Annotated in this window: 23 protein-coding genes; 9 read left to right on the top strand and 14 right to left on the bottom strand. The window is 71.6% G+C overall.

Annotated elements, in window-relative coordinates:
* Nucleotides 1–33: 33 nt before the first annotated feature.
* Nucleotides 34–1,662, top strand: a complete 1,629-nt coding sequence (pruA, locus tag ACWED2_RS15445; RefSeq protein WP_449691110.1) for an L-glutamate gamma-semialdehyde dehydrogenase — start codon at nt 34–36, stop codon at nt 1,660–1,662.
* A gap of 13 nt (nt 1,663–1,675) precedes the next feature.
* Entirely contained in the window at nt 1,676–2,605 is a 930-nt protein-coding gene (locus ACWED2_RS15440) for a proline dehydrogenase family protein (RefSeq protein WP_449691109.1), read from the top strand.
* 69 nt (nt 2,606–2,674) lie between these two features.
* Here ACWED2_RS15440 and trxA read toward each other — a convergent pair whose 3' ends face one another.
* A complete protein-coding gene (gene trxA / locus ACWED2_RS15435; RefSeq protein ID WP_176176156.1) occupies nt 2,675–3,046 on the bottom strand; it encodes a thioredoxin in 372 nt (123 codons plus the stop codon).
* An 85-nt stretch (nt 3,047–3,131) separates the two neighbouring features.
* On the opposite strand from trxA, the gene ACWED2_RS15430 reads away from it, so the two are divergent.
* The 4 genes from ACWED2_RS15430 to ACWED2_RS15415 all read left to right on the top strand — a co-directional run bounded on the left by ACWED2_RS15430 (nt 3,132) and on the right by ACWED2_RS15415 (nt 5,518).
* Nucleotides 3,132–3,374 carry a DUF2630 family protein gene (locus ACWED2_RS15430; protein ID WP_091308255.1) on the top strand — a complete coding sequence of 81 codons (243 nt, stop codon included), beginning with the start codon at nt 3,132–3,134 and terminating at the stop codon, nt 3,372–3,374.
* A 131-nt stretch (nt 3,375–3,505) separates the two neighbouring features.
* Complete coding sequence (locus ACWED2_RS15425) at nt 3,506–3,916, top strand: YciI family protein (RefSeq protein ID WP_449691108.1); 411 nt, start codon at nt 3,506–3,508, stop codon at nt 3,914–3,916.
* An 11-nt stretch (nt 3,917–3,927) separates the two neighbouring features.
* Nucleotides 3,928–4,365 carry a VOC family protein gene (locus ACWED2_RS15420; protein ID WP_449691197.1) on the top strand — a complete coding sequence of 146 codons (438 nt, stop codon included), beginning with the start codon at nt 3,928–3,930 and terminating at the stop codon, nt 4,363–4,365.
* A 4-nt stretch (nt 4,366–4,369) separates the two neighbouring features.
* Complete coding sequence (locus ACWED2_RS15415; protein WP_449691107.1) at nt 4,370–5,518, top strand: RNA polymerase sigma factor; 1,149 nt, start codon at nt 4,370–4,372, stop codon at nt 5,516–5,518.
* A 129-nt stretch (nt 5,519–5,647) separates the two neighbouring features.
* Here the strand turns inward: ACWED2_RS15415 and ACWED2_RS15410 are convergent, their stop codons facing one another.
* From ACWED2_RS15410 to ACWED2_RS15360, 11 genes are all read right to left on the bottom strand, one after another.
* A complete protein-coding gene (locus ACWED2_RS15410; protein ID WP_449691106.1) occupies nt 5,648–7,198 on the bottom strand; it encodes an alpha/beta hydrolase in 1,551 nt (516 codons plus the stop codon).
* Between the two features lie 70 nt (nt 7,199–7,268).
* On the bottom strand, nt 7,269–8,348 hold the full coding sequence (locus ACWED2_RS15405) for an ATP-dependent DNA ligase (protein ID WP_449691105.1): 1,080 nt from the start codon (nt 8,346–8,348) through the stop codon (nt 7,269–7,271).
* 27 nt (nt 8,349–8,375) lie between these two features.
* On the bottom strand, nt 8,376–8,975 hold the full coding sequence (locus ACWED2_RS15400) for an alkaline shock response membrane anchor protein AmaP (protein WP_449691104.1): 600 nt from the start codon (nt 8,973–8,975) through the stop codon (nt 8,376–8,378).
* Nucleotides 8,972–9,508, bottom strand: a complete 537-nt coding sequence (locus tag ACWED2_RS15395; RefSeq protein WP_449691103.1) for a DUF6286 domain-containing protein — start codon at nt 9,506–9,508, stop codon at nt 8,972–8,974. Before ACWED2_RS15395 ends, ACWED2_RS15400 begins: the two co-directional genes overlap by 4 nt.
* Before the next feature lie 2 nt (nt 9,509–9,510).
* A complete protein-coding gene (locus ACWED2_RS15390) occupies nt 9,511–9,861 on the bottom strand; it encodes an Asp23/Gls24 family envelope stress response protein (protein ID WP_449691102.1) in 351 nt (116 codons plus the stop codon).
* A complete protein-coding gene (locus ACWED2_RS15385; RefSeq protein WP_013224542.1) occupies nt 9,858–10,034 on the bottom strand; it encodes a hypothetical protein in 177 nt (58 codons plus the stop codon). The genes ACWED2_RS15390 and ACWED2_RS15385 overlap by 4 nt, the downstream gene beginning before the upstream one ends.
* A gap of 28 nt (nt 10,035–10,062) precedes the next feature.
* On the bottom strand, nt 10,063–10,509 hold the full coding sequence (locus ACWED2_RS15380; protein ID WP_449691101.1) for a hypothetical protein: 447 nt from the start codon (nt 10,507–10,509) through the stop codon (nt 10,063–10,065).
* On the bottom strand, nt 10,506–10,943 hold the full coding sequence (locus ACWED2_RS15375; RefSeq protein WP_449691100.1) for an Asp23/Gls24 family envelope stress response protein: 438 nt from the start codon (nt 10,941–10,943) through the stop codon (nt 10,506–10,508). Before ACWED2_RS15375 ends, ACWED2_RS15380 begins: the two co-directional genes overlap by 4 nt.
* A gap of 88 nt (nt 10,944–11,031) precedes the next feature.
* Nucleotides 11,032–11,445 carry a hypothetical protein gene (locus tag ACWED2_RS15370; RefSeq protein WP_449691099.1) on the bottom strand — a complete coding sequence of 138 codons (414 nt, stop codon included), beginning with the start codon at nt 11,443–11,445 and terminating at the stop codon, nt 11,032–11,034.
* Nucleotides 11,445–11,999, bottom strand: coding sequence for an RNA polymerase sigma factor (locus ACWED2_RS15365; protein WP_449691098.1), 555 nt, complete (start codon nt 11,997–11,999; stop codon nt 11,445–11,447). The genes ACWED2_RS15370 and ACWED2_RS15365 overlap by 1 nt, the downstream gene beginning before the upstream one ends.
* Nucleotides 11,996–12,736, bottom strand: a complete 741-nt coding sequence (locus tag ACWED2_RS15360) for a pyrimidine reductase family protein (protein ID WP_449691097.1) — start codon at nt 12,734–12,736, stop codon at nt 11,996–11,998. Before ACWED2_RS15360 ends, ACWED2_RS15365 begins: the two co-directional genes overlap by 4 nt.
* Nucleotides 12,737–12,825: 89 nt before the next feature.
* Between ACWED2_RS15360 and zapE the strand changes: the two genes are divergently transcribed.
* Nucleotides 12,826–13,845, top strand: coding sequence for a cell division protein ZapE (gene zapE, locus ACWED2_RS15355; protein ID WP_449691096.1), 1,020 nt, complete (start codon nt 12,826–12,828; stop codon nt 13,843–13,845).
* On the opposite strand, the gene ACWED2_RS15350 is transcribed toward zapE, so the two are convergent.
* Nucleotides 13,799–14,350: a phosphatase PAP2 family protein gene (locus ACWED2_RS15350; protein ID WP_449691196.1), complete on the bottom strand. Its 552-nt coding sequence runs from the start codon at nt 14,348–14,350 to the stop codon at nt 13,799–13,801. The genes zapE and ACWED2_RS15350 overlap by 47 nt on opposite strands.
* 89 nt (nt 14,351–14,439) lie before the next feature.
* On the opposite strand from ACWED2_RS15350, the gene ACWED2_RS15345 reads away from it, so the two are divergent.
* The gene (locus ACWED2_RS15345) at nt 14,440–15,309 is read left to right on the top strand and encodes an FAD-dependent oxidoreductase (protein ID WP_449691095.1); all 870 of its coding nucleotides are present in this window, start codon (nt 14,440–14,442) and stop codon (nt 15,307–15,309) included.
* 269 nt (nt 15,310–15,578) lie between these two features.
* The gene (locus ACWED2_RS15340; protein ID WP_449691094.1) at nt 15,579–18,887 is read left to right on the top strand and encodes a type ISP restriction/modification enzyme; all 3,309 of its coding nucleotides are present in this window, start codon (nt 15,579–15,581) and stop codon (nt 18,885–18,887) included.
* 13 nt (nt 18,888–18,900) lie between these two features.
* Here the strand turns inward: ACWED2_RS15340 and ACWED2_RS15335 are convergent, their stop codons facing one another.
* Entirely contained in the window at nt 18,901–20,199 is a 1,299-nt protein-coding gene (locus ACWED2_RS15335; protein WP_449691093.1) for a glycoside hydrolase 5 family protein, read from the bottom strand.
* Nucleotides 20,200–20,257: the final 58 nt, after the last annotated feature.

Below are 20,257 nucleotides of genomic sequence, written 5' to 3'. Positions count from 1 at the left end.
CGGGGCATCTGGACACAAAGCAGAGGAGCCGCCGTGGACGCCGTGACCCAGACCCCCGCCCCGAAGAACGAGCCGGTGCTGACGTACGCGCCGGGCAGCGCCGAGCGCGCCGAGCTCGAGGGTGCGCTCCAGCGGCTGGGCCAGGCGGAACCGGTCGACCTGACCGTCACCATCGGCGGCGAGCAGCGCCCCGGCGGCGGCGAGAAGATCGACGTCGTCCAGCCGCACAACCACAAGCACGTCCTCGGCACCATCCACAGCGCCACGCAGCAGGACGCCACCGACGCCATCGCGGCCGCCGCGAAGGCCGCGCCGGAGTGGCGCGCGCTGTCCTACGACGACCGCGCCGCGATCCTGCTGCGCGCGGCCGACCTGCTCACCGGGAAGTGGCGCGCCACGCTGAACGCCGCCACCATGCTCGGCCAGTCCAAGACCGCGACCCAGGCCGAGATCGACGCCGCCTGCGAGCTCGCCGACTTCTGGCGCTTCAACGTCGAGTTCGGCCGCCGCATCCTGGCCGAGCAGCCGATCAGCTCGCCGGGTGTGTGGAACCGGATGGAGCACCGGCCGCTGGAAGGCTTCGTCTACGCGATCACGCCGTTCAACTTCACCGCGATCGCCGGCAACCTGCCGACCGCGCCCGCGCTGATGGGCAACACCGTGCTGTGGAAGCCGTCGCCGACGCAGTCGTTCGCCGCGCACCTGACCATGCGGCTGCTCGAAGAGGCCGGCATGCCGCCGGGCGTGATCAACCTGCTGCCGGGCGACGGCAAGGCCGTCTCCGAGGTCGCCCTGACCCACCGCGACCTGGCCGGCATCCACTTCACCGGCTCGACCGCGACCTTCCAGCACCTGTGGGGCACGGTCGGCGCGAACATCGCGGGCTACCGCGGCTACCCGCGCCTGGTCGGCGAGACCGGCGGCAAGGACTTCGTGCTCGCGCACGCCTCCGCCGACGTCGACGTCCTGCGCACGGCCCTGGTCCGCGGCGCCTTCGAGTACCAGGGCCAGAAGTGCTCCGCCGCTTCGCGCGCGTACGTCCCACGCAGCGTCTGGAACGAGCTGAAGGATGGCCTGGTCGCCGAGACCGAGGCGCTGACCTACGGCGACGTCACCGATCTGTCGCACTTCGGCGGCGCGGTCATCGACCGGCGCGCGTTCACCAAGCACACCGACCTGTTCGACCGCGTGCGGGGCGACGCTTCGGTGGAGATCCTCACCGGCGGCACCGCCGACGACAGCGTCGGCTACTTCGTGCAGCCGACGATCCTGGTCTCGGACGACCCGAAGCACGAAATCTTCTCGACCGAGTACTTCGGCCCGATCCTGTCGGTGTACGTCTACGAGGACGGCGGCTTCGACGACGTCCTGAAGCTGATCGACTCCTCCGCCGCGTACGCGCTGACCGGCGCGGTGATCGCCAACGACCGCACTGCCGTCGCGAAGGCGTCCGAGGCGCTGAAGTTCTCCGCGGGCAACTTCTACGTCAACGACAAGCCGACCGGCGCGGTCGTCGGCCAGCAGCCGTTCGGCGGGGCGCGGGCCTCGGGCACCAACGACAAGGCCGGCTCGGTGTTCAACCTGCTCCGCTGGACGAGCCCCCGCTCGGTCAAGGAGACGTTCGTGCCGCCGACCAGCGTGCGTTACCCGCACCAGGGCTGAGAGGGAGACCGTCATGCTGCGTGCCCCGCTGCTCGCCGCCGCCCGATCGCGGCGCATCCGGGCGCTGGTCGAGGCCGTGCCCGCCACGCGATCCGTGGTGCGCCGGTTCGTGGCCGGGTCCGAGACCGCCGACGCCGTCCGGGTGGCCCGGGAACTGGCCGCCGACGGCCGCCGGATCACCCTCGACCACCTGGGCGAGGACACCACCGACGCCGCGCAGGCGGCGGCGACCGTGCGGGCCTACGAGGCGGTGCTGACCGCGCTGGCCGCGGAAGGGCTGGCCGCCGGTGCCGACGTCTCCGTGAAGCTGTCCGCGGTGGGCCAGTTCCTGCCGTCGAACGGCGAGGACGTCGCCCTCGAGAACGCGCGGAAGATCTGCGCGGCGGCCGAGGCGGTCGGGGCCACCGTGACGCTCGACATGGAGGACCACACCACCACGGACTCGACGCTCGGCATCCTGCGCGAGCTGCGCGGCGAGTACCCGTGGGTGGGCGCGGTGCTGCAGGCCTACCTGCGCCGCACCGAGCAGGACTGCCGCGAGCTGTCCGGGCCCGGTTCGCGCGTGCGGCTGTGCAAGGGCGCGTACGCCGAGCCGGAATCGGTGGCGTTCGCGGACAAGTCCGACGTGGACAAGTCCTACGTCCGCTGCCTGCGCGTCCTGATGGCGGGCGAGGGCTACCCGATGGTGGCCTCGCACGACCCGCGGATGATCGGGATCGCCGCCACACTGGCCGAGGAGAACGGCCGGACCGACGACGACCACGAGTTCCAGATGCTCTACGGCATCCGGCCGGAGGAGCAGGCGCGGATCGCCGCGTCGGGCGCCCGGATGCGCGTCTACGTGCCCTACGGCGACGAGTGGTACGGCTACTTCATGCGGCGGCTGGCCGAGCGCCCGGCCAACCTGGCGTTCTTCCTGCGCGGGCTCGCCACCCGGTCCTGAACACGACGGTCTCGGATACAGCGAAGGCCGCCCCGCTGAGCTGGGGCGGCCTTCGCCGTGTGGTGGTGGTCAGGCCTGTTCGGCCTCGGCTTCGGCGGCCTTGCGCTTGACCTCGTCCATGTCGACCTCGCGGGCCTGCTTGATCAGGTCCTCGAGGGCGGCTTCGGGCAGCGCACCGGGCTGGGCGTAGATCAGCGTCTTGTCCCGGATGATGGCCAGCGTCGGGATCGAGCGGACGTCGAAGGCGGCCGCGAGCTGCTGCTGCGCTTCGGTGTCGACGCTCGCGAACACGATGTCCTCGTGCTTCTCGGACGCCTTCTCGTAGACCGGCGCGAACTGGCGGCACGGCCCGCACCAGCTCGCCCAGAAGTCGATCAGGACGAACTCGTTGTCGGTTACCGTCTGGTCGAAGTTCTCGGCGGTCAGCTCAACGGTGCTCATGCCCTGGTCAACGATCCGCGTCCGGCGGGAATTCCCGGGGCCGGGGTAGCGTCTGCACGAGCGCACCCGCGAAGAGGAGGAACAGATGGCCGACGGCGAAATCCTGGGCCGGATCGACGAGCTGATCGCGGAGGAGCACGAGCTCCGGTCGCGCTCGGTCGGCGTGGGGCTGAGCGGCGGCGACAAGGACCGGCTCACCGCGGTCGAGCAGCAGCTCGACCAGTGCTGGGACCTGCTGCGCCAGCGGCGGGCGAAGGCGGAGTTCCACGAGAACCCGGACGACGCCGCGGCGCGCCCGGTGTCCGAGGTGGAGTCCTACCGCCAGTAGGGCCGCGCGGCCGCTCCCGTGCGGGGCGGCCGCGAAAACTCCCTCGCTCGTGATGTCGAGAACCCGGAACCGGCTCCGTCCCCGGGGTGGAAGCGGCCAGAATGGGCCGTCCGACACGAGGGAGCACCACGATGGCCAAGTACCTGCTGCTGAAGCACTACCGCGGCGCGCCGGCCCCGGCCAACTGCGACACGACCATCGACCAGTGGACGCCGGAGGAGATCACGGCGCACATCCGGTACATGCAGGACTTCGGGGAGAAGCTCGTCGCCACCGGCGAGTTCGTCGAGCACCAGGCGCTCGCCCCGGAGGGGACGTGGGTCCGGTACGACGGCGAGGGGAAGCCGCCGGTCACCGACGGTCCCTTCCCCGAGACCAAGGACCTCATCGCCGGCTGGACGGTGATCGACGTCGACAGCTACGAACGGGCCCTGGAGCTGGCCGCGGAGCTGTCGGCCGCGCCCGGCCCGAACGGCGAGCCGATCCACGAGTGGCTCGAGCTGCGCCCGTTCATGGCCGCGCCGCCGACCATCACGGAATGACGGGGGAGACCATGGTGCTGCCACGGCTGGAGCACGTCGGCATCGTCGTCGGGGACCTCGAAGCCGCGAAGGCGTTCTTCGCCGAACTCGGGCTCGAGGTCGAGGCGGAGATGACGGTCGAAGGCCGCGCGGTCGACCGGATCGTCGGGCTGGACGGCGTCGAGTCCGCCATGGCGATGCTGCGGACGCCGGACGGCCACGGGAAGCTGGAGCTGATCCGGTACCGGACGCCGGCGGGGCCGGACGGGGACCCGCAGGCGCCGTCGAACGCGCCCGGCCTGCGGCACATCCTGTTCGAGGTGGCGGACATCGAAGACGTCCTGGCCCGGCTGAAGCCGCACGGCGCCGAACTCGTCGGCGAGCTGGTGCGGTACGAGGACAGCTTCAAGCTCTGCTACGTCCGCGGGCCCGAGGGGATCATCGTCGAGCTGGCCGAGCGGATCGGCTGAGCTCGTGGACGAAGCCCTGCTCCGGAGCCTCACCCCGGGCGTCCTGGCCGTCCTCGTCCGCCGCGGCGCCGAGTTCGCGGCGGCCGAGGACGCCGTCCAGGAGGCGCTGGTGGAGGCGCTGCGCGTCTGGCCCGCCGACCCGCCCCGGGATCCCAAGGGCTGGCTGGTCACGGTGTCTTGGCGGAAGTTCCTCGACGCGACCCGGGCGGACGCCGCCCGCCGCAAGCGCGAGGACGTCGTCGACGCCGAGGTGGCGCCCGGGGAGGCGGCGGCCGTGGACGACACGCTGCAGCTGTACTTCCTGTGCGCGCACCCGTCGCTGACGCCGTCGTCCGCGGTGGCGCTCACGCTGCGGGCCGTCGGCGGGCTGACCACCCGGCAGATCGCACAGGCGTACCTGGTGCCCGAGGCGACCATGGCGCAGCGCATCAGCCGCGCCAAGCGGACGGTGGCGGGCGTGCGGTTCGACCGGCCCGGTGACGTCGCCACCGTGCTGCGCGTCCTCTACCTGGTCTTCAACGAGGGCTACTCGGGGGACGTCGACCTCGCGGCCGAGGCGATCCGGCTGACCCGGCAGCTCGCGGCGGCGATCGACCACCCCGAGGTGGCCGGACTGCTGGCGCTGATGCTGCTGCACCACGCCCGGCGCGCCTCCCGGACCACGGACGGCGGCGCCCTCGTGCCGCTGGCCGAGCAGGACCGGTCCCGGTGGGACACCACGCTGATCGCCGAGGGGGTCGCCGTCCTGCAACGGGCGCTGTCCCGCGACCGGCTGGGCGAGTTCCAGGCCCAGGCCGCCATCGCGGCCCTGCACGCCGACGCGCGGGACGCCGCGGAGACCGACTGGGTCCAGATCGTCGAGTGGTACGACGAGCTCGTGCGCCTGACCGGCAGCCCGGTCGTGCGGCTCAACCGCGCGGTCGCCGTCGGCGAGGCGGACGGCCCGCGCGCCGGCCTCGCGGCGCTCGCGGAAGTGGACTCCGCCGTCCCGCGCCACACGGCAGTGTCGGCCTACCTCCACGAGCGCGACGGCGACCTCGAGACAGCGGCCAAGCTGTACACGGAGGCGGCAGCCAAGGCGTCGAGCCTCGCCGAGGTCGACCACCTCACCCGCCAGGCCGCCCGCCTCCACACCCGCAACTCGCGTGCTTGAGCCCGCAACTCGCGTGACTGGGCCAGTAACCCGCGTGATTGAAGCCGGAACTCGCGAGGTACGGCCCCAATCACGCCACTTACGGCTTCAATCACGCCGGTTACGGCTCTTATCACGCGGGTTACGGGGTCAGGCGGGGCAGAGGGTGCCGTCGGCGGGGATTTTTCCGTCGATCAGGAAGGCGCGGGCCGCCTCGGTGACGCAGGGGGAGACGCCGAGGGCGCCGTGGCCCGCGCCCTGCCAGGTGATGGTCACCGCGGAGGGCATCTGGTCGGCCGCGCGGGTGCTGCCGACCTGGGGCGTGACCGGGTCGGTCGCGGTGGCCGCGACCAGGATCGGCGGGACGCCCGGCGTGCCCGGCGCCGGCAGCGGCTCGGTGCGCACCGGCCAGGGGCCGCACCAGGCCAGCTGCTGGGCGACGACCGCGCCGAACTGCGGGTACTTGCCGCGCATCCCGGCCGCGACCTGGTCGAGCTGGTCGGCCGAGAGCCGGGTCTGGCTGTCGTTGCAGCGGGTCGCGATCGTGGCGTCGATCCGCGACGGCTGGGCGCGCGTGTCGCGCAGCACCGGCGCGGCGAAGGCCGCCAGCGGCCCGATGTCGCCGGCGCGCGCCGCGGCGATCGCGTCGGCCAGCTCCGGCCACCGCGAGCGCTGCGAAAGTCCCGTGTAGACGGCGAACGTCGCGAGGCCGGGGCCGAACGAGACGCCGTCGCCGGTCGTCGCCGGGGTGCTCCGCAGCTGGTCGGTGAGCGCGCCCAGCGCGGCCTTGGCGTCGCCGAGGGCGCAGTGCCGCGACGCGCAGTCCGCCGCGAAGGCGTCCCATGTGGACTGGGCGCCGGCGGCGACCGCGTCGAGGACCGCGGCCGTGTCGGCGCCGGGGTCGGGCACACCGTCGAGGACCATGCGCCCGACCAGGCCGGGGAAGCGCACGGCGTACTCGGCCAGCACCTTCGAGCCGTCGCCGTGGCCGAGCGCGTCGAGCCGTTGCATGCCCAGCTGCTTGCGCAGCTCGTCGAGATCGCCCGCGCCGCGCCAGCTGTCCAGCGCGGTCTGGGTGTCGTCCAGTTCGATGGCGCACTGCTGGCCGGCCTTGCGGGCCGCGTCGAGCACGTCGCCCAGGCCGCCCTGCGCCGGGTCGGCGTCGACGAGGTCGTGCCGGATGTCCGGGGGAACGCACTGCGCGGCGCCCGAGAGCCCGGTGCCGCGCCGGTCCAGGCCGATCAGCGAGAACTTCTCCAGGAACGCGGGCGGCAGCGTCGCGGCCAGCCGCGCGGCGTACACGGTGCCCGGATCGCCGTCGACGTCGTTGACCACGACCAGCGGAACCGGCCCGCTACCGACCTTCAGTGCGAGCAGCCGCACCACCGACCGCCGCGGCTCGCCCGGGGCGTCGAGCGGCGCGGTGACGCGGGCGCAGCTGAAGTGCAGGCCGTCCGGGACGCCGGGGGTGCCGATGCGCTGGCGGGTGTCGTCGTCGCAGTCGGCCCACTTCAGCGTCGGCGGCACCTGCGGCTCGTTCAGCGGCGGCAGCGGCACCCCGGGCGTGCGCGTCGGCGTGCTGCCGGTCGTCTTCCCGTCGTTCTCGACCAGCGCCGGGCGGACCGACGGCCCCGCGGCGCACCCCGCGGCGGCGGTCACGGCGAGCAGCCCGGCCAGGAGACGGGTACGGCGGCGGCGCACGGGCGGGGTCCTCACGTCGAACGTCGATCAAGGGCAGGCCGAGCTTCGCACGGCCGGTGTGGGACGCGGGTTAGCGGGTCCGCACCACCTGGCCGCGGAAGACGGCGTCGAGGTCGTAGCGGGCCGGCTCGTCGAGCTGGCCGTAGTCGCACGACGCGGGTTCGCGGTCCGGCCGCCACCGCACGAACCGCGCGTTGTGCCGGAACCGCGACGGCATCCCGCCTTCGGTGTTCTCGTAGGCGACCTCGACGACGCGCTCGGGCCGCAGCGGCACCCATTCGTGCTCGGTGGCGCGCCAGCGGGTGATCCCGCCCGGGATGCGCTGCGCCTCGCCGGTGGCCCGGCCGCCCCAGGGGTGGTCCTCGCCGTCGGTGATCAGCGGCGCCAGCTCTTCGGCGAGCTCGCGGCGGCGTTCCTTGGGGAACGACCCGATGGTGCCGACGTGGTGCAGCACGCCCTTTTCGTCGTGCAGGCCGAGCAGGAAGGAGCCGACGAGTTCGCCGGGGCCGCCGTCGACGTGCCAGCGCAGCCCGGCGAGCACGCAGTCGGCGGTGCGCACGTGCTTGTACTTGACCATGACGCGCTTGCCGGGGGTGTAGGGCTCGTCGAGGGGCTTGCCGATGACGCCGTCGAGGCCGGCGCCTTCGAACAGCTCGAACCAGTGCCGCGCGGTGTCCGGATCGGTGGTGGCCGGGGTGAGCGGGAACCGGTCGCCGGCCAGTTCGACGAGCCGCTCGCGGCGCACGGACGTCGGCTCGTCGAGCAGGGTTTCGTCGCCGAGGGCCAGGACGTCGAAGGCGACGAACTCGGCGGGCTGTCCGGCCGCCAGCAGCGTGATCCGGCTTTCCGCGGGGTGGATGCGTTCGGTGAGGGCGTCGAAGTCGAGCTTGCCCTCCCGCGCGACGACGAGCTCACCGTCGAGCACCACCCGCGGCGGCAGCGTGTCCAGCAGCCGCGCGACGGCCTCGGGGAAGTACCGGTTGAGCGGTTTTTCCGCGCGCGACTGCAGGTACAGCTCGTCGCCGTCGCGGAAGACGATGCAGCGGAAGCCGTCCCACTTGGGTTCGAACAGCAGGCCCCCGGAGTCCGGGATGGCCTTGGCGGGCTTGGCGAGCATCGGCTTCAGCGGCGGCTGCAGCGGTAGGGGCATGCCCCGCATTCTGCGGAAAACCCCGGCTCAGCGCACGCGTTTCGCCGGGGCCGTGTCGAGTTCCAGCCGGACCGCGGCAGGCAGCGACGCCAGGCCGAGCGATTCGCGCGCCCTGGTCAGCACCCGCGTGTCCAGATCCGACCAGACCGCCTTGATGTCTGTGCCTTCGCGCAGCCACAGGGTGATGCGCAACGCCGGAGAAGTCCGCGAGCCGACCGCGCGGGCGCGGGCCCGGCTGACGCCGTCGAGCTGCTCCGCGTCGGCCTGGACCGCGCCGGCGATCGCGGCCGCCGTGACCACCAGCTCCGCGCCCTCCGTGCGGTCGAGGTCCAGGTCGGGCCGCGGTTCCGGGCGCAGCGAGCGCAGCGCCCACCGCAGCCCCAGTACGAACAGCAGCACGCCGAGCACGATCGCGGCGATCCGCGCCGGTGTCGCGTGGCCGCCGAGCCAGCTCACCGCGATCGGGTCCAGCAGGGGACGGCGGCCGCGGAACTCGCCGAGCCCGCCGAAGCCGACCACGAGCGCCAGCGCGCCGCCCAGGAAGGCGAGCAGGCCGACCAGGAACGTCAGCGTCCGTTCGCCGGTGTAGGACCGGGAAAGTGCCTTCGCGGCGATCGTCTTGCTCATCGGCGGTCCTTCGGCGAGTCGACGACGACCGTCACCTTCGGCCGCCGCACCAGGGGGAGCTCGTCCAGCAGCGCCGACACCGTGGCGAGCAGGCGCGGCCGCAGCTCGCCTTCGGTCTCGAGAGTGCTCTTCGCGCGGACGCGGACGCGGCGGGCGCTCGCGGTGACCGACGCGCCCGCGACGTTGTCCTGCGCGCGCACGGTCAACCCGACCAGCCGGGCCAGCGAGCGCGGTGACGTCGAGACGCTCACGTCGCCGGCCGGGTCGGTCAGCCGCACCGCGCGGCTGCCGGCGGCGAGCGCGCACCCCACCAGCACCAGGCCCGCGGCGGCCAGCACGCCGGCCCCGACGCGCACCGCGTGGGCGTCCCAGCCCAGCGAGGCCAGGCCGGCCTGCCAGCGCGGCCACGGCACCAGCAGCGGCGCCGACGACGGGCGCCACCAGTGCCAGCCGACTTCCAGGGCCAGCAGCGCGCCGGCCGCCGCGAAGGCCAGGCCCAGCAGGGTGGCGACGATGCGGACGAAGGGGCGCACGGCTACCGCACCCTCGGGGCGACGTCCGGCAGCAGCGCCGACACCGTCACGGCCATGCTCCGCACGCGGTAGCCGGTGATCAGCTCGACCTCTTCGGTGACCTTCTCGCGCACGTCGCCGACGACCGCGCGGACCGCCGCCGGGTAGCGCAGGGCCAGGTCGAGGGCGAGGTCGACGTCGTTGTCGTGGCCGCCGACCTTGGCCTTCGGGCCCTTCTTGCCGTCGCGGGCGGTGCCGGGGACCTGGCCGGCCGCGTGCTGGGCGACCTTGCGGACCACCGCGTGCCCGATGGTCAGGGTGCCGCGCTCGGCCGGTTCGGCGAGCTCGCGCGGCACGTCCAAGGCGGGGCTCACTTGTCGCGGCCCTTGCCGAACAGCTCGCCGAGATCGAGTTCGCCGTCGAGGACCCGGCCGGCGACGAGGCCGATGATCCCGACCGCCAGGGTCACCAGGAACGCGGTGAACCCCTGGGTCGCGGCCAGGCCGAGGATCAGCCCGGCCAGGAGCCCGGTCTGCGTTGCGTTCACATGTCCTCCTTGGACTGGGACGGAGAAGTCACCGCACGCGGGACGGGCGGCGGAAGCGGGTGAGCAGCGCCGCCACCCGGCGGCGGGGGACGGGGGTCGCCACCCGGCGGGGGAAGAGCGCCGCCTGGCGGCGGGTGGGCACCGCGGCCGCCACCCCGCGGCTGGGGAAGAGGGCTGCCCGGCGGCGGGGGACAGGAGCCGCCACCCGGCGGCTGGGGAAGAGTGCCGCCCGGAGGCGGGCGGGCACCGCGGCCGCGCCGCGCGAAGCCGCCACTCGGCCCGAGCGGGCCACCCTTCGGCGGCGGAAAGGAACCGCCGCGACCCGGCGGCGGCGCGCCACGAACGTCACCGGCGCGTCGAACCGGGTATCGGGCTCCCGGAACCGCGCGAGCCCGGCGGCGAACACGGCCGGGTCGCCGCCCACGTCGGGGCGGTGCCTGCGGGCGAACGCCCGGAAGGCCGTGCGGTCGCTCATTCCACCCGCGTCGATTCGGGTTCTTCGTCGCCCGGCAGGAAGATGTCGTTGACCGCGATGTTCACCTCGATCACCTCGAGGCCGGTGATCTGCTCGACCGCGGTGATCACGTTGCGCCGCACCGCGCGGGCGACGTCGGTGATGCGGGCGCCGTACTCCACGACGACGTCGAGGTCGATCGCGGTCTGCTTCTCGCCGACCTCCACCGACACGCCGGTGGTGGTGACCGTGCCGGAGCCGGGGATCCGCTCGCGCAGCGCGCCGATCGCGCGGGACACCCCGCCACCACCCAGCGTGTGCACGCCGGCGACTTCGCGGGTGGCCAGGCCGGCCACCTTCTGCACGACCAGCGACGAGATGGTGGTGCGGCCGGCGGCGCCCTCTTCGTTGAGCGGCGTGACCGTGCCGGGGCTCTCGGTCCGTTCCGGGTGCATGCCTTCGGGCTCCTCTCGCCGGGTTTCTCGCCCTTACGATGCCCGGCGGCGCGAAACCCTCACGCAAGGTCCCTCGAATGGGTTAATGTCAGCCCGGGTGGACGTCCACGACGTGCACGTTCACCACCGAGGGAACGCCCAGCTGCCGCGACAGCTCCGCGGTGACCTCCCGCCGGAGCGCTTCGGCGGCCACGTCGGCCACCATGCCGAACCGGACCGACACGAGCACCTGCACGACGTCGTCTTCGACCGCGACGGCCGAGATCCGCACGCCGAACGGGGCCCGGTCCACGGCGATCGTCCTGGCCAGCCGGTCGACCACGCCTTCGGTGACGCGCAGCCGCCCCGCCTCGCCAGGCACCTCCACCGCCGTCCGGCGGCCGCGCGCGACCGCCCGCAGCACCCGTTCGACCAGGCCGGGCGGGGTCGGCACCCGGCGCCGGGCCGCGGCGCGCACGGCGTCCCAGCGGGGGTCCCGCTCGGGATCGTGGGTCTCGGTCATCACCGCTCCCTCAACTCGGCGAGCAGCGCCACCCTGGCCCGGTGCAGCCGGGAACGCAAGGCGCCGACGTTCACGTCGAGCACTTCGGCGACCTCTTCGTAGCTCAGCCCCTCCAGTTCGCGCAGCACGAGCGGCACGCGCTGGGACACCTCCAGCCTGCCGACCGCCCGCAGCACCGCGTCGACCTCTTCGGCCCGCACGACCCGGCCTTCCGGGCCGGGCACCGCCGCGGCGAGCAGTGCGCTGTCCACAGTGGACTGCGGATCGGGGTCGTCGAGCGAGACCGTCGGACGGCGGCGGCGCAGCACGGCGAGCGCGCTGTTGGTGACCACCCGGTAGAGCCAAGTCGACACCGCCGACTCCTGCCGGAACCCGGCCAGTGCCCGCCACGCGGCCAGCCACGCCTCCTGCACGACGTCCTCGGCCTCGGCCGCGCTGCCGGTGATCCGCAGCGCGACCCGGTACATCCGGGGCGTGTGCTCGCGCACCAGCGTGCCGAACGCGGTGTCGTCGCCGCCCGCGGCGCGGGCGAGCAGCTCGGCGTCGTCGCTCACCCGGCGTCCCGGCGGTAGCGCAGGAGCGTGAAGCCGTCCTCGACGAGGATCGACGCCAGGGCGAGCCGGCGCGGCACGGCGGGCGTGGCACCCGCGGCGATCCGGCCCGCCGTCCCGGCCACCAGCAACGGGGCGACGGTCAGGCACAGCTGGTCGACGAGGTCGTCGGCGACGAGCCGGGCGAAAAGGCCGGGGCCGCCTTCGCAGTCGACGCGGCGCAGGCCGCGGGCGGCCAGCAGGTCGAGGGCGCGCGCGAGGTCGACGTCTTCGGCGCCCGCGCGCAGGACCTCCGCCCCGGCGGCTTCGAGGGCGCGCGTGTCGGCGGTGTCCGTGGTGACCACGATCGGCGGCACGGCGGTTTCGGTGAACAGCCGGGATGCCGGGTCGAGGTCGGCGGTGCGCGTCACGACGGCGATCGGCGGGACGGTCGTGAACCCGAGCCGGCGACGGCGCTCCAGGCGTTTCGCGCCCGCGACGACCCCGCGGTAGTCCTCGGCGCGGGCGGTTCCCGCGCCGACCAGGATGACGTCGGCGAGGTCGCGGCCCAGCAGGAAGACCTTCCGGTCGGCAGCGTGCGAGAGCCCGGCCGAGGTCGTGTCGATCTCGACGGCGCCATCGGCGGACGCGACGAAGTTCACCTGCACCCAGGGGCGATCCAGGTCCTCGGGGTAGGCGTAGATCCGCTCGAGGTCCGAACCGCTCAGCTCGCCCGTCCGTTCGGGCCACACACTCTGCACCCGATCATCCCAGCACGGACGTGAATCGCGTCTCTACCGGGGGATATACCCGCTCACCGGCACCTGGCGCGTGGCTAGGCTCTGCGACCATGCCCGCGCACCTGACCGGCCGCCGTCCCGAGCTGTCCGCCGACGAGCTGATCGGCGCGCTGGTGCCGCCGCCGCGCTTCGACGCCGTCCGGTTCGACACGTACCTCCCGAATCCCGACGAGCCGAGCCAGGCCGCCGCGGTCGAGGCGTGCTCGGCGTTCGCGGCGAAGGTGGCTGCGCGCAAGGAGAAGAAGCGGTTCAAGCTCTTCGGCGGCACCACCGGGCCGGCCGGGCCGATGGGGCTCTACCTCGACGGCGGGTTCGGCGTCGGCAAGACCCACCTGCTCGCCTCGACGTGGCACGCGGCGCCGGGGCCCAAGGCGTACGGCACCTTCGTCGAGCTGACCCACCTGGTCGGCGCGCTCGGGTTCGCCGAGGCCGTCCGGCGGCTGTCGGAGCACCGGATCCTGGCCATCGACGAGTTCGAGCTGGACGACCCGGGCGACACGACGCTGGTGACGCGGCTGCTGCAGGAGCTGATGGACGCCGGGGTGTTCGTCGCGGCGACGTCGAACACCCTGCCGGAGAAGCTGGGCGAGGGCCGGTTCGCGGCCGAGGACTTCCTGCGCGAGATCCAGACGCTGTCGGCCCGCTTCGGCGTGGTCCGCGTCGACGGCCCGGACTACCGCCACCGGGGCCTGCCGGACGCCCCGCCGCCGGTTTCCGACGAAGCGCTCGAGGCGTCCGCCGCCGCGCACGAAGGGTCCACTGTGGACGATTTCGACGCGCTGTGCGCACACCTCGCCGAGCTGCACCCGTCGCGCTACGGACGGCTGCTCGACGACGTCACCCGCGTGCACCTGCGCGGCATCCACCCGGCGCCGGACCAGAACGTGGCGCTGCGGCTGGTCGCCTTCGCCGACCGGCTCTACGACCGGGCCGTCCCGCTGGTCGTGTCGGGGAACCCGCTGCCGTCGCTGTTCACCGAGGAGATGGTGAACGGCGGCTACCGCAAGAAGTACCTGCGCGCGGTCAGCCGGTTGACGGCGCTGGCTCGGGACGCCGTGCCGGCCAGCTGAACAGCACGACCGAGACGGCGAAGAGCGTCCCGCCGACGACGTCGGTGAGGTAGTGGTAGCCCATGCCGACCAGCCCGGCCGCCGCGGCGAGCAGCGCGACCGCCGACAGCGCGGCCACGACGGCCCGGCGCGTGACCAGGACGAGCACCGTCAGCACCGCGACCAGGCTCACCGTGTGGCCGCTCGGGTAGACCAGGGTGTCGTTCTTCCACCGGTCGTACAGCGGTTTGAGCAGCCAGGTCGTCAGCAGGATCGCCAGCACCGGGACGGCCAGGGCGAAGCCGGCCTCCAGCCGCCTGCCGGCGCGCAGGCACAGCAGGACCGCGAGCAGGCCCAGCGCGACCACGACGTACGGCTCGGTCGGGAGGATCAGCGCCCGCAGCACGCCGGGGCCCAGGTGCGCGACGGCCCCGGCCGCGGCGGCGTCGACCGCGCCGGGGGTGCGCCCGCCGGCGAACGGCAGGCCCAGCAGCAGCGCGAACAGGCCGCACACGGCGGCGGTCATCCTCACCCGCGCGAGGGTAGCCGGGCCCCCGGGAGGCGGCGGGGGCCGCGGGTGCGTCACGATGCGGGGAGACCGACTTGGAGGAGCGGATGCGGGTCACTGTCGCCGGGGCCGGGATGGTCGGGCTGAGCTGCGCGTACCGGCTGGCGGAAGCCGGCCACGACGTCACGGTCGTGGCGGCGGCCCCGCCGGCCGGGTCGACGTCGGCGGTCGCCGGCGGGGTGGTGTACCCGCCGCTGCGCCGCCCGGACGAGCGGGTCGTGCGGTGGACGGCGGCGAGCCTCGCGGTGCTGCGCGGGCAGGACGCGCCGGGGATCCGCTTCCGCCGTGGCCGCGTCCTGGGCGACCCGGACCCCTGGTGGCTCCCGGCCGTGGCGGACCCGGTCCGCGAGGGCGACGGCGTGGCGTTCGCGACCGCGGTGGTCGACACGCCGGTCTACCTGGAGTGGCTGCTCGCCCGGGTGGGTTCGCTGGGCGTCCGGGTGGAGTACCGGCCCTTGACGTCGTTGTCGGGTCTGGGCGCGGACATCGTGGTGAACGCGGCGGGTCTCGGCGCGGGCGCGCTGGCGGGCGACCCCGCGATGGTCCCGGTGGGCGGCCAGGTCGTGCACGTGACCGACCCGGGGCTGGCGGAGTTCGTGGTCGACGAGACGGGCCCGGGCGTGACCTACGTGATCCCGCACGGCACCCACGTGGTGTGCGGCGGCACGGAGGAGCCGGGGCGCGGGGACACCGACCCGAACCCGGCCGTCACGGCGGACATCCTGCGCCGCTGCCGGGAGCTGGAGCCGCGGCTGGCGGGCGCCGGCGTGCTGCGGTCGCTGGTGGGGCTGCGCCCGTTCCGGCCCGGGGTCCGGCTGGAGCGGGTCGGCGACGTGGTGCACTGCTACGGGCACGGCGGCGCGGGGATCACCCTGGCCTGGGGCTGCGCGGCGGACGTCGCCGCGCTGATCGGCTAGTTCGGAGCGACGGGGAATCATGAACCCGCGTCGGTCGCGGTCAATGATAAACTGGTCAAAAAGTGGACGAAGAACAAGTCTGTAATTTCGCAAAGATCCCCTGTTTGGCGGTTTCGTCGCGAATTCGTTTTCCGATCAGTATCCAGGCGTCATCTTTGTTGACTCTTGGTGATCGCCTGTCGTGGCGATCATACACTTTAGGTCGAAGACAGTTCGCTTCAAATCAGGTGAATTTGACCTGTCGGGTTGCCAGTTTGGCAGGAGGGTAAATGCCCCGAAGCCGCACGGTCGGAATCACGATCGGTACCACTGTCGTCGAAACAGTCATTGCAGAGTTCGGCCGGGAGGTCACCAGCAAGCTCCGGACTGGCCATGGGTCGCGAGAGGATCATCTGCGTGGCCCCTTCGAGCGCATGCTCGGTGCGATTGCGGGAAGTCTGGGGCTGAAGATCACGAGTATCGGCGAGACGCGTCTTCCTGACCTCTCGATCCGGCCTGACTATGCCATTGACGTTGCTGGTACCCGGGCCGGGTACGTCGAGTTGAAGAAGCCCGGCCACGGCGTTCCGGACACCTGGACGAAAGCGAGCAAGCACGACCTCGAGCAGTGGGAGAAATTCAAACGGCTTCCAAACGTGCTCTACACCGACGGAGAACAGTTCGCGCGTTACAACTTCGGCAAGCTGCAGGGAGTGGTTGCGAAGCTCGAGCCGGGGCTCGAACGCGCTGGCAGCAAGCTGCATGCGGTCGGAACCGACTTTGCGCGGGTTCTCACCGATTTCCTGCTCTGGGAGCCCGAACGTCCGCGCACGTTGGACGAGCTCGTTCGCCTGATCGCCAACCTGTGCGGCCTGCTTCGGGATGATGTCATGGCTGAGATTGTGCGGGAGTACACCGGAAAGTCGACGGCGCAGACCTTTCTCGGTCTCGCGGCCGATTGGCGTCAGGCCCTCTTTCCGAACTTGACTGATGTCGAATTCGCGGACCAGTACGCACAAACGGTCACTTTTGCACTTCTGCTAGCTCGGGTGGAGGGCGTCAGCTTTCCCGGGCGTTCCATTGGCGAAATCGCTCGCTTGTTGGGGAAGAAGCACTCGCTGATGGGACGTGCGCTCACTGTCCTCACCGATCAACCCGAAGAGGATCAGAGTGTGGCTCTGACCACCATGGTGAGAGTGCTGAGCGTCGTGGATTGGGGCGCGTTCCCCGACGATACCTATGCGATGCTGTACGAGCGCTTCCTCACCGTCTACGACCCGGCCTTGCGGCGGAAGAGCGGCGTCTACTACACGCCGGTATCGCTGGTTTCGTTCATGACCAGATTTGTGGACGACGTGCTGCGGTCACGGTTGGGGCGGAGTTTGGGGTTCGCTGACCAGGACGTCATCGTGGTCGACCCGGCGATGGGTACAGGAAGCTTTCTGGCTGAGGTTGTCGACAAGGTTGCGTGCACCGTTGCGGAAGAAGAAGGGGTCGGCGCTGTCCCCGCCAGTTTGCGGGAACTCTCGAAGAGGCTGATCGGCTTCGAGAACCAGGCCGCTCCCTACGCAGTTGCGGAACTTCGCCTCCATAGTTTACTGAAGAAGCGCCATCGCGCGGAGGTGCCCGCCTCGGAGCGGAGGTTCCTTGCTGACACCCTCGATGATCCTGACGTTCAACTCCTGCCGATGGGGCGGATGTACGAAGCCATTGAGCGATCTCGTCGAGGTGCGAACAGAGTCAAACGTGAAGAACCGGTCATGGTGGTGATCGGAAATCCGCCCTTTGTTGACAAGGTGAAGGGCATCTCGTCGTGGCTTGAATCTCCTGCTACTGCGGTTGCTGCGCCAAGCCTGCACGCCTTCAAGAAGCCTGGTAACGGTCGTCTTGAGTATGTTCTGTCGAACAAGTACATCTACTTCTGGCGATGGGCGACTTGGAAAGCGTTCGACGCGCATCCGGCTGATCCCGCAGGTGTCGTGGCGCTGGTGTGTCCCTCGGGTTTCGCAACCGGGGAGGGCTTTGCGGGTATGCGCGAGTATCTTCGCCGGACGGCGGACGAAGGCTGGTTCATCGATCTGACTCCGGAGGGACATCAACCGCCGATCTCGACGCGCTTCTTCAGGGAAAATCAGCAACCCATCTGTGTGGCAATCTTTATCCGCCGGGGATCGCCGACACCTGAGGTTCCGGCGCTGATCCACCGGCTGAGTGTCTCTGGAACTATCCCGGAGAAGGAGAGGGCATTGGATCGGTTGCAGGTGGACGGTCAGTGGGACACCTGCTCAAGCTCCTGGTCAGCACCATTCCGTAGTGCCGGCGACGAGCTCTGGAGTTCGATGCCGCCGTTGACCGATCTCATGCCTTGGCAGTCGCCGGGAGTGAAGCCGAATCGAACATGGGTGTATGCGCCGGATCGTGGTTCACTGCACGCGCGCTGGCGTACGCTCGTGCAAGCAGACGCGGACGCGAAGTCCGCGCTTTTCTACGAAAGTCGAGATGCGAACCTGCGGCGTGTCAATCCACCCCTCCCCGGCTATCCGACGTCGGCCTCGCCATTCATCGAAGAGTGCGGTGCTCCGCCGCAACCGGTTCGTGTCGGGTTCCGATCCTTCGACCGACAGTGGATAATTCCGGACTCACGGCTGCTGGCGACGCCGCGACCCGCTCTTTGGTCTGCCTTGGGAGATCGGCAAGTCTTCGTGGTCGAGCAGCATCTGCACGACATCGGAACGGGACCGGGGTTGGTCTTCTGCAGCCTCATCCCCGATATGCATCACTTCGCTGGACGTGGTGGCCGGATTTCGCCGTTGTACCGAGACTCGGTGGGGCGGGCACCCAACATCTCGCCAGGCCTGCTGCGGTTCCTGTCCAGTCGGCTCTCCCTCGACGTGGCGCCCGAAGATCTGGTGGCCTACCTGGCGGCCATCGTCGCCCACCCGGCGTTCACCACCCGGTTCGCAGCGGATCTCAAGACCCCGGGGATCAGGGTCCCGCTCACGCTCAGTCCAGGCTTGTGGGAGGAAGCGGTTCGGGTCGGTCGCGAGGTTGTGTGGCTGCACACGTACGGAGAACGTTTCGCCGATGCCTCGGCCGGGCGCCGTCCCGGGCCGCCGAAGATGCCGGGTGGCCGTCCGGCGGTGCGGATCGGTATCCCGGACACTGAGGACGGCATGCCGGAGCGCATCACCTACGACGACCAGATACGGACCCTGAATGTGGGGGACGGCCGTATCTCTCCGGTTTCCCCGGAAGTCTGGAACTACCGGGTCGCCGGGATGCGGGTCGTCAAGCATTGGTGCGATTACCGGAAGAAAAAGCCATCCGGGAACCGGAAGTCGCCGCTCGACGACGTGGTCGCGACCACGTGGACGCCCGGCATGACGACCGAGTTGCTCGAGTTGCTGAACGTCCTCGAGCTCTGTGTCGCGCTCGAGCCACGTCAGGCCGCCTTGCTGGACGAGATCATGGCTGGTCCCCTGCTCGCGGTCGACGACCTGATCGAGGCGAACGTCCTTCCGGTACCTGCCGCCGCCAAAGCCGCCCCCAAATTGGGGGCGGAACCCGACCTGTTCTCGCAAGAAGACCCCGAAGGCTGAGCGGCCGCGCTGGTCACAGGCTGATGAGCTCGGTGATCCCCCGCTGCTTCAGATAGCCGGTGTCCGAAGCGCGGCTCTGCAGCACGAACGCGACCGGCTTCCCCTCGGCGGCCAGCTTGAAGAACCGGTCGTTGCCCCAGGTCGGGAAGAGGTCCGGGACCACGATCGCCGTCGTGCGCGGGGCCGGCTGCGGCGGGGTCCGGTCGAACTCCGCGACCAGTGCCTTCAACGCCTGGCCGGCCGGCTTGAGGCGCCGGTCGTTCGTGTACAGCCCGAGGTCGTACTCCAGGGGGTTCAGGTTCGGCACCAGAGCCGGGTCCACGTCGTGGGAGCACCACCACGTGAAGCCGAGGGTGCGGGCGCAGGAGGCCGCGTTCCGGATCGACCGGGACAGCCACTCGCCGTACTGCGGGCGGGTCGCGTCGCTGAAGTGGATCGACGGCGCCGCGCCGTCCTCCTGGATCCAGACGCGGCGGGCCGGGTCCGTCGCGTACGCCTGGGCCACCTGGATCAGCCGCTCCGCGTTGTGCGTCGCGACCGCGCCGAGCGGGTCCGTCTCGAGCGCGCTGGAGAACGACGTCCAGGGGTGGATCGCCACCACGTTGCCCGCGTCCGCGAGCCCGCGGCGGGTGAAATACGTGCCGTTGTCCCACGGCGCCCGGTCGCAGCCGACCGTGTGCGCCTTGCCGGGCGCCACCTCTTCGGCGGTGGCGCAGAGCGTGCGGGCCCAGGCGTCCGCCTGCGCCTGGGTGACGAACAGGCCGGCGAAGTCGTCCCAGTAGTAGTACGGCTCGTTCGACAGGTCGAAGCCGAGGAAGCGCGGGTGCCGCCCGATCCGCTCGGCGAGGGCCCGCAGCAGCGTCCGCTGCGCGTCGAGGGCCGCCGGGTCGGTGAACCAGTTGACCGGCTTCGGCTTCGTCTGCAGCCAGTTCGGCGTCCAGTAGCGGGCGGAGATGTGGCCGTTGAACACCGTGACCTCGACGTCCAGCCCGGCCGCGCCCGCGAGGTCCAGGAACCGGTGCAGCCGGTCGAGCTTCTCGCCGCTCACCAGCGCGGGTTCCGGCTGGAAGGCCGACCAGAGCAGCATCAGCCGGAGGTGGTCGAGCCCGATCGCGGCGATGTCGTCGAGGTCGCGGCGCAGGTCGTCCTCGCGCCAGTCCTCCCACATGTGGAACCAGCGCGTCGAGGGCGTGTAGTTGACGCCCAGGCGGAACGCCCGCGGCGGGGGAGCCGCCAGTGCGGGTGCCGCTGTGGCGGCCAGCGCCGTCGCGACCGCTCCGGTGAGCACCGACCGCCGCTTGAGATCCGCCACGCCGCCTCCTTGTGTTCGCGCACATCTAGCACGGCGGGGAAGTCGATCTCCAGGGGTG

The sequence above is a fragment of the Amycolatopsis sp. NPDC005003 genome (genome assembly GCF_053600695.1).
The sequence above is the reverse complement of the archived record's forward strand: the minus strand, read 5'-3'. Positions and strand labels throughout refer to the sequence as shown.

What these genes read in the sequence shown, in the direction of transcription:
- ACWED2_RS15380 (WP_449691101.1), bottom strand. Translation starts at nt 10,509, where the DNA reads ATGAGCGACCGCACGGCCTTCCGGGCGTTCGCCCGCAGGCACCGCCCC.
- zapE (WP_449691096.1), top strand. Translation starts at nt 12,826, where the DNA reads ATGCCCGCGCACCTGACCGGCCGCCGTCCCGAGCTGTCCGCCGACGAG.
- ACWED2_RS15425 (WP_449691108.1), top strand. Translation starts at nt 3,506, where the DNA reads ATGGCCAAGTACCTGCTGCTGAAGCACTACCGCGGCGCGCCGGCCCCG.
- trxA (WP_176176156.1), bottom strand. Translation starts at nt 3,046, where the DNA reads ATGAGCACCGTTGAGCTGACCGCCGAGAACTTCGACCAGACGGTAACC.
- ACWED2_RS15405 (WP_449691105.1), bottom strand. Translation starts at nt 8,348, where the DNA reads ATGCCCCTACCGCTGCAGCCGCCGCTGAAGCCGATGCTCGCCAAGCCC.
- ACWED2_RS15370 (WP_449691099.1), bottom strand. Translation starts at nt 11,445, where the DNA reads ATGACCGAGACCCACGATCCCGAGCGGGACCCCCGCTGGGACGCCGTG.
- ACWED2_RS15340 (WP_449691094.1), top strand. Translation starts at nt 15,579, where the DNA reads ATGCCCCGAAGCCGCACGGTCGGAATCACGATCGGTACCACTGTCGTC.
- ACWED2_RS15440 (WP_449691109.1), top strand. Translation starts at nt 1,676, where the DNA reads ATGCTGCGTGCCCCGCTGCTCGCCGCCGCCCGATCGCGGCGCATCCGG.
- ACWED2_RS15420 (WP_449691197.1), top strand. Translation starts at nt 3,928, where the DNA reads ATGGTGCTGCCACGGCTGGAGCACGTCGGCATCGTCGTCGGGGACCTC.
- ACWED2_RS15375 (WP_449691100.1), bottom strand. Translation starts at nt 10,943, where the DNA reads ATGCACCCGGAACGGACCGAGAGCCCCGGCACGGTCACGCCGCTCAAC.
- ACWED2_RS15430 (WP_091308255.1), top strand. Translation starts at nt 3,132, where the DNA reads ATGGCCGACGGCGAAATCCTGGGCCGGATCGACGAGCTGATCGCGGAG.
- ACWED2_RS15350 (WP_449691196.1), bottom strand. Translation starts at nt 14,350, where the DNA reads ATGACCGCCGCCGTGTGCGGCCTGTTCGCGCTGCTGCTGGGCCTGCCG.
- ACWED2_RS15400 (WP_449691104.1), bottom strand. Translation starts at nt 8,975, where the DNA reads ATGAGCAAGACGATCGCCGCGAAGGCACTTTCCCGGTCCTACACCGGC.
- ACWED2_RS15345 (WP_449691095.1), top strand. Translation starts at nt 14,440, where the DNA reads ATGCGGGTCACTGTCGCCGGGGCCGGGATGGTCGGGCTGAGCTGCGCG.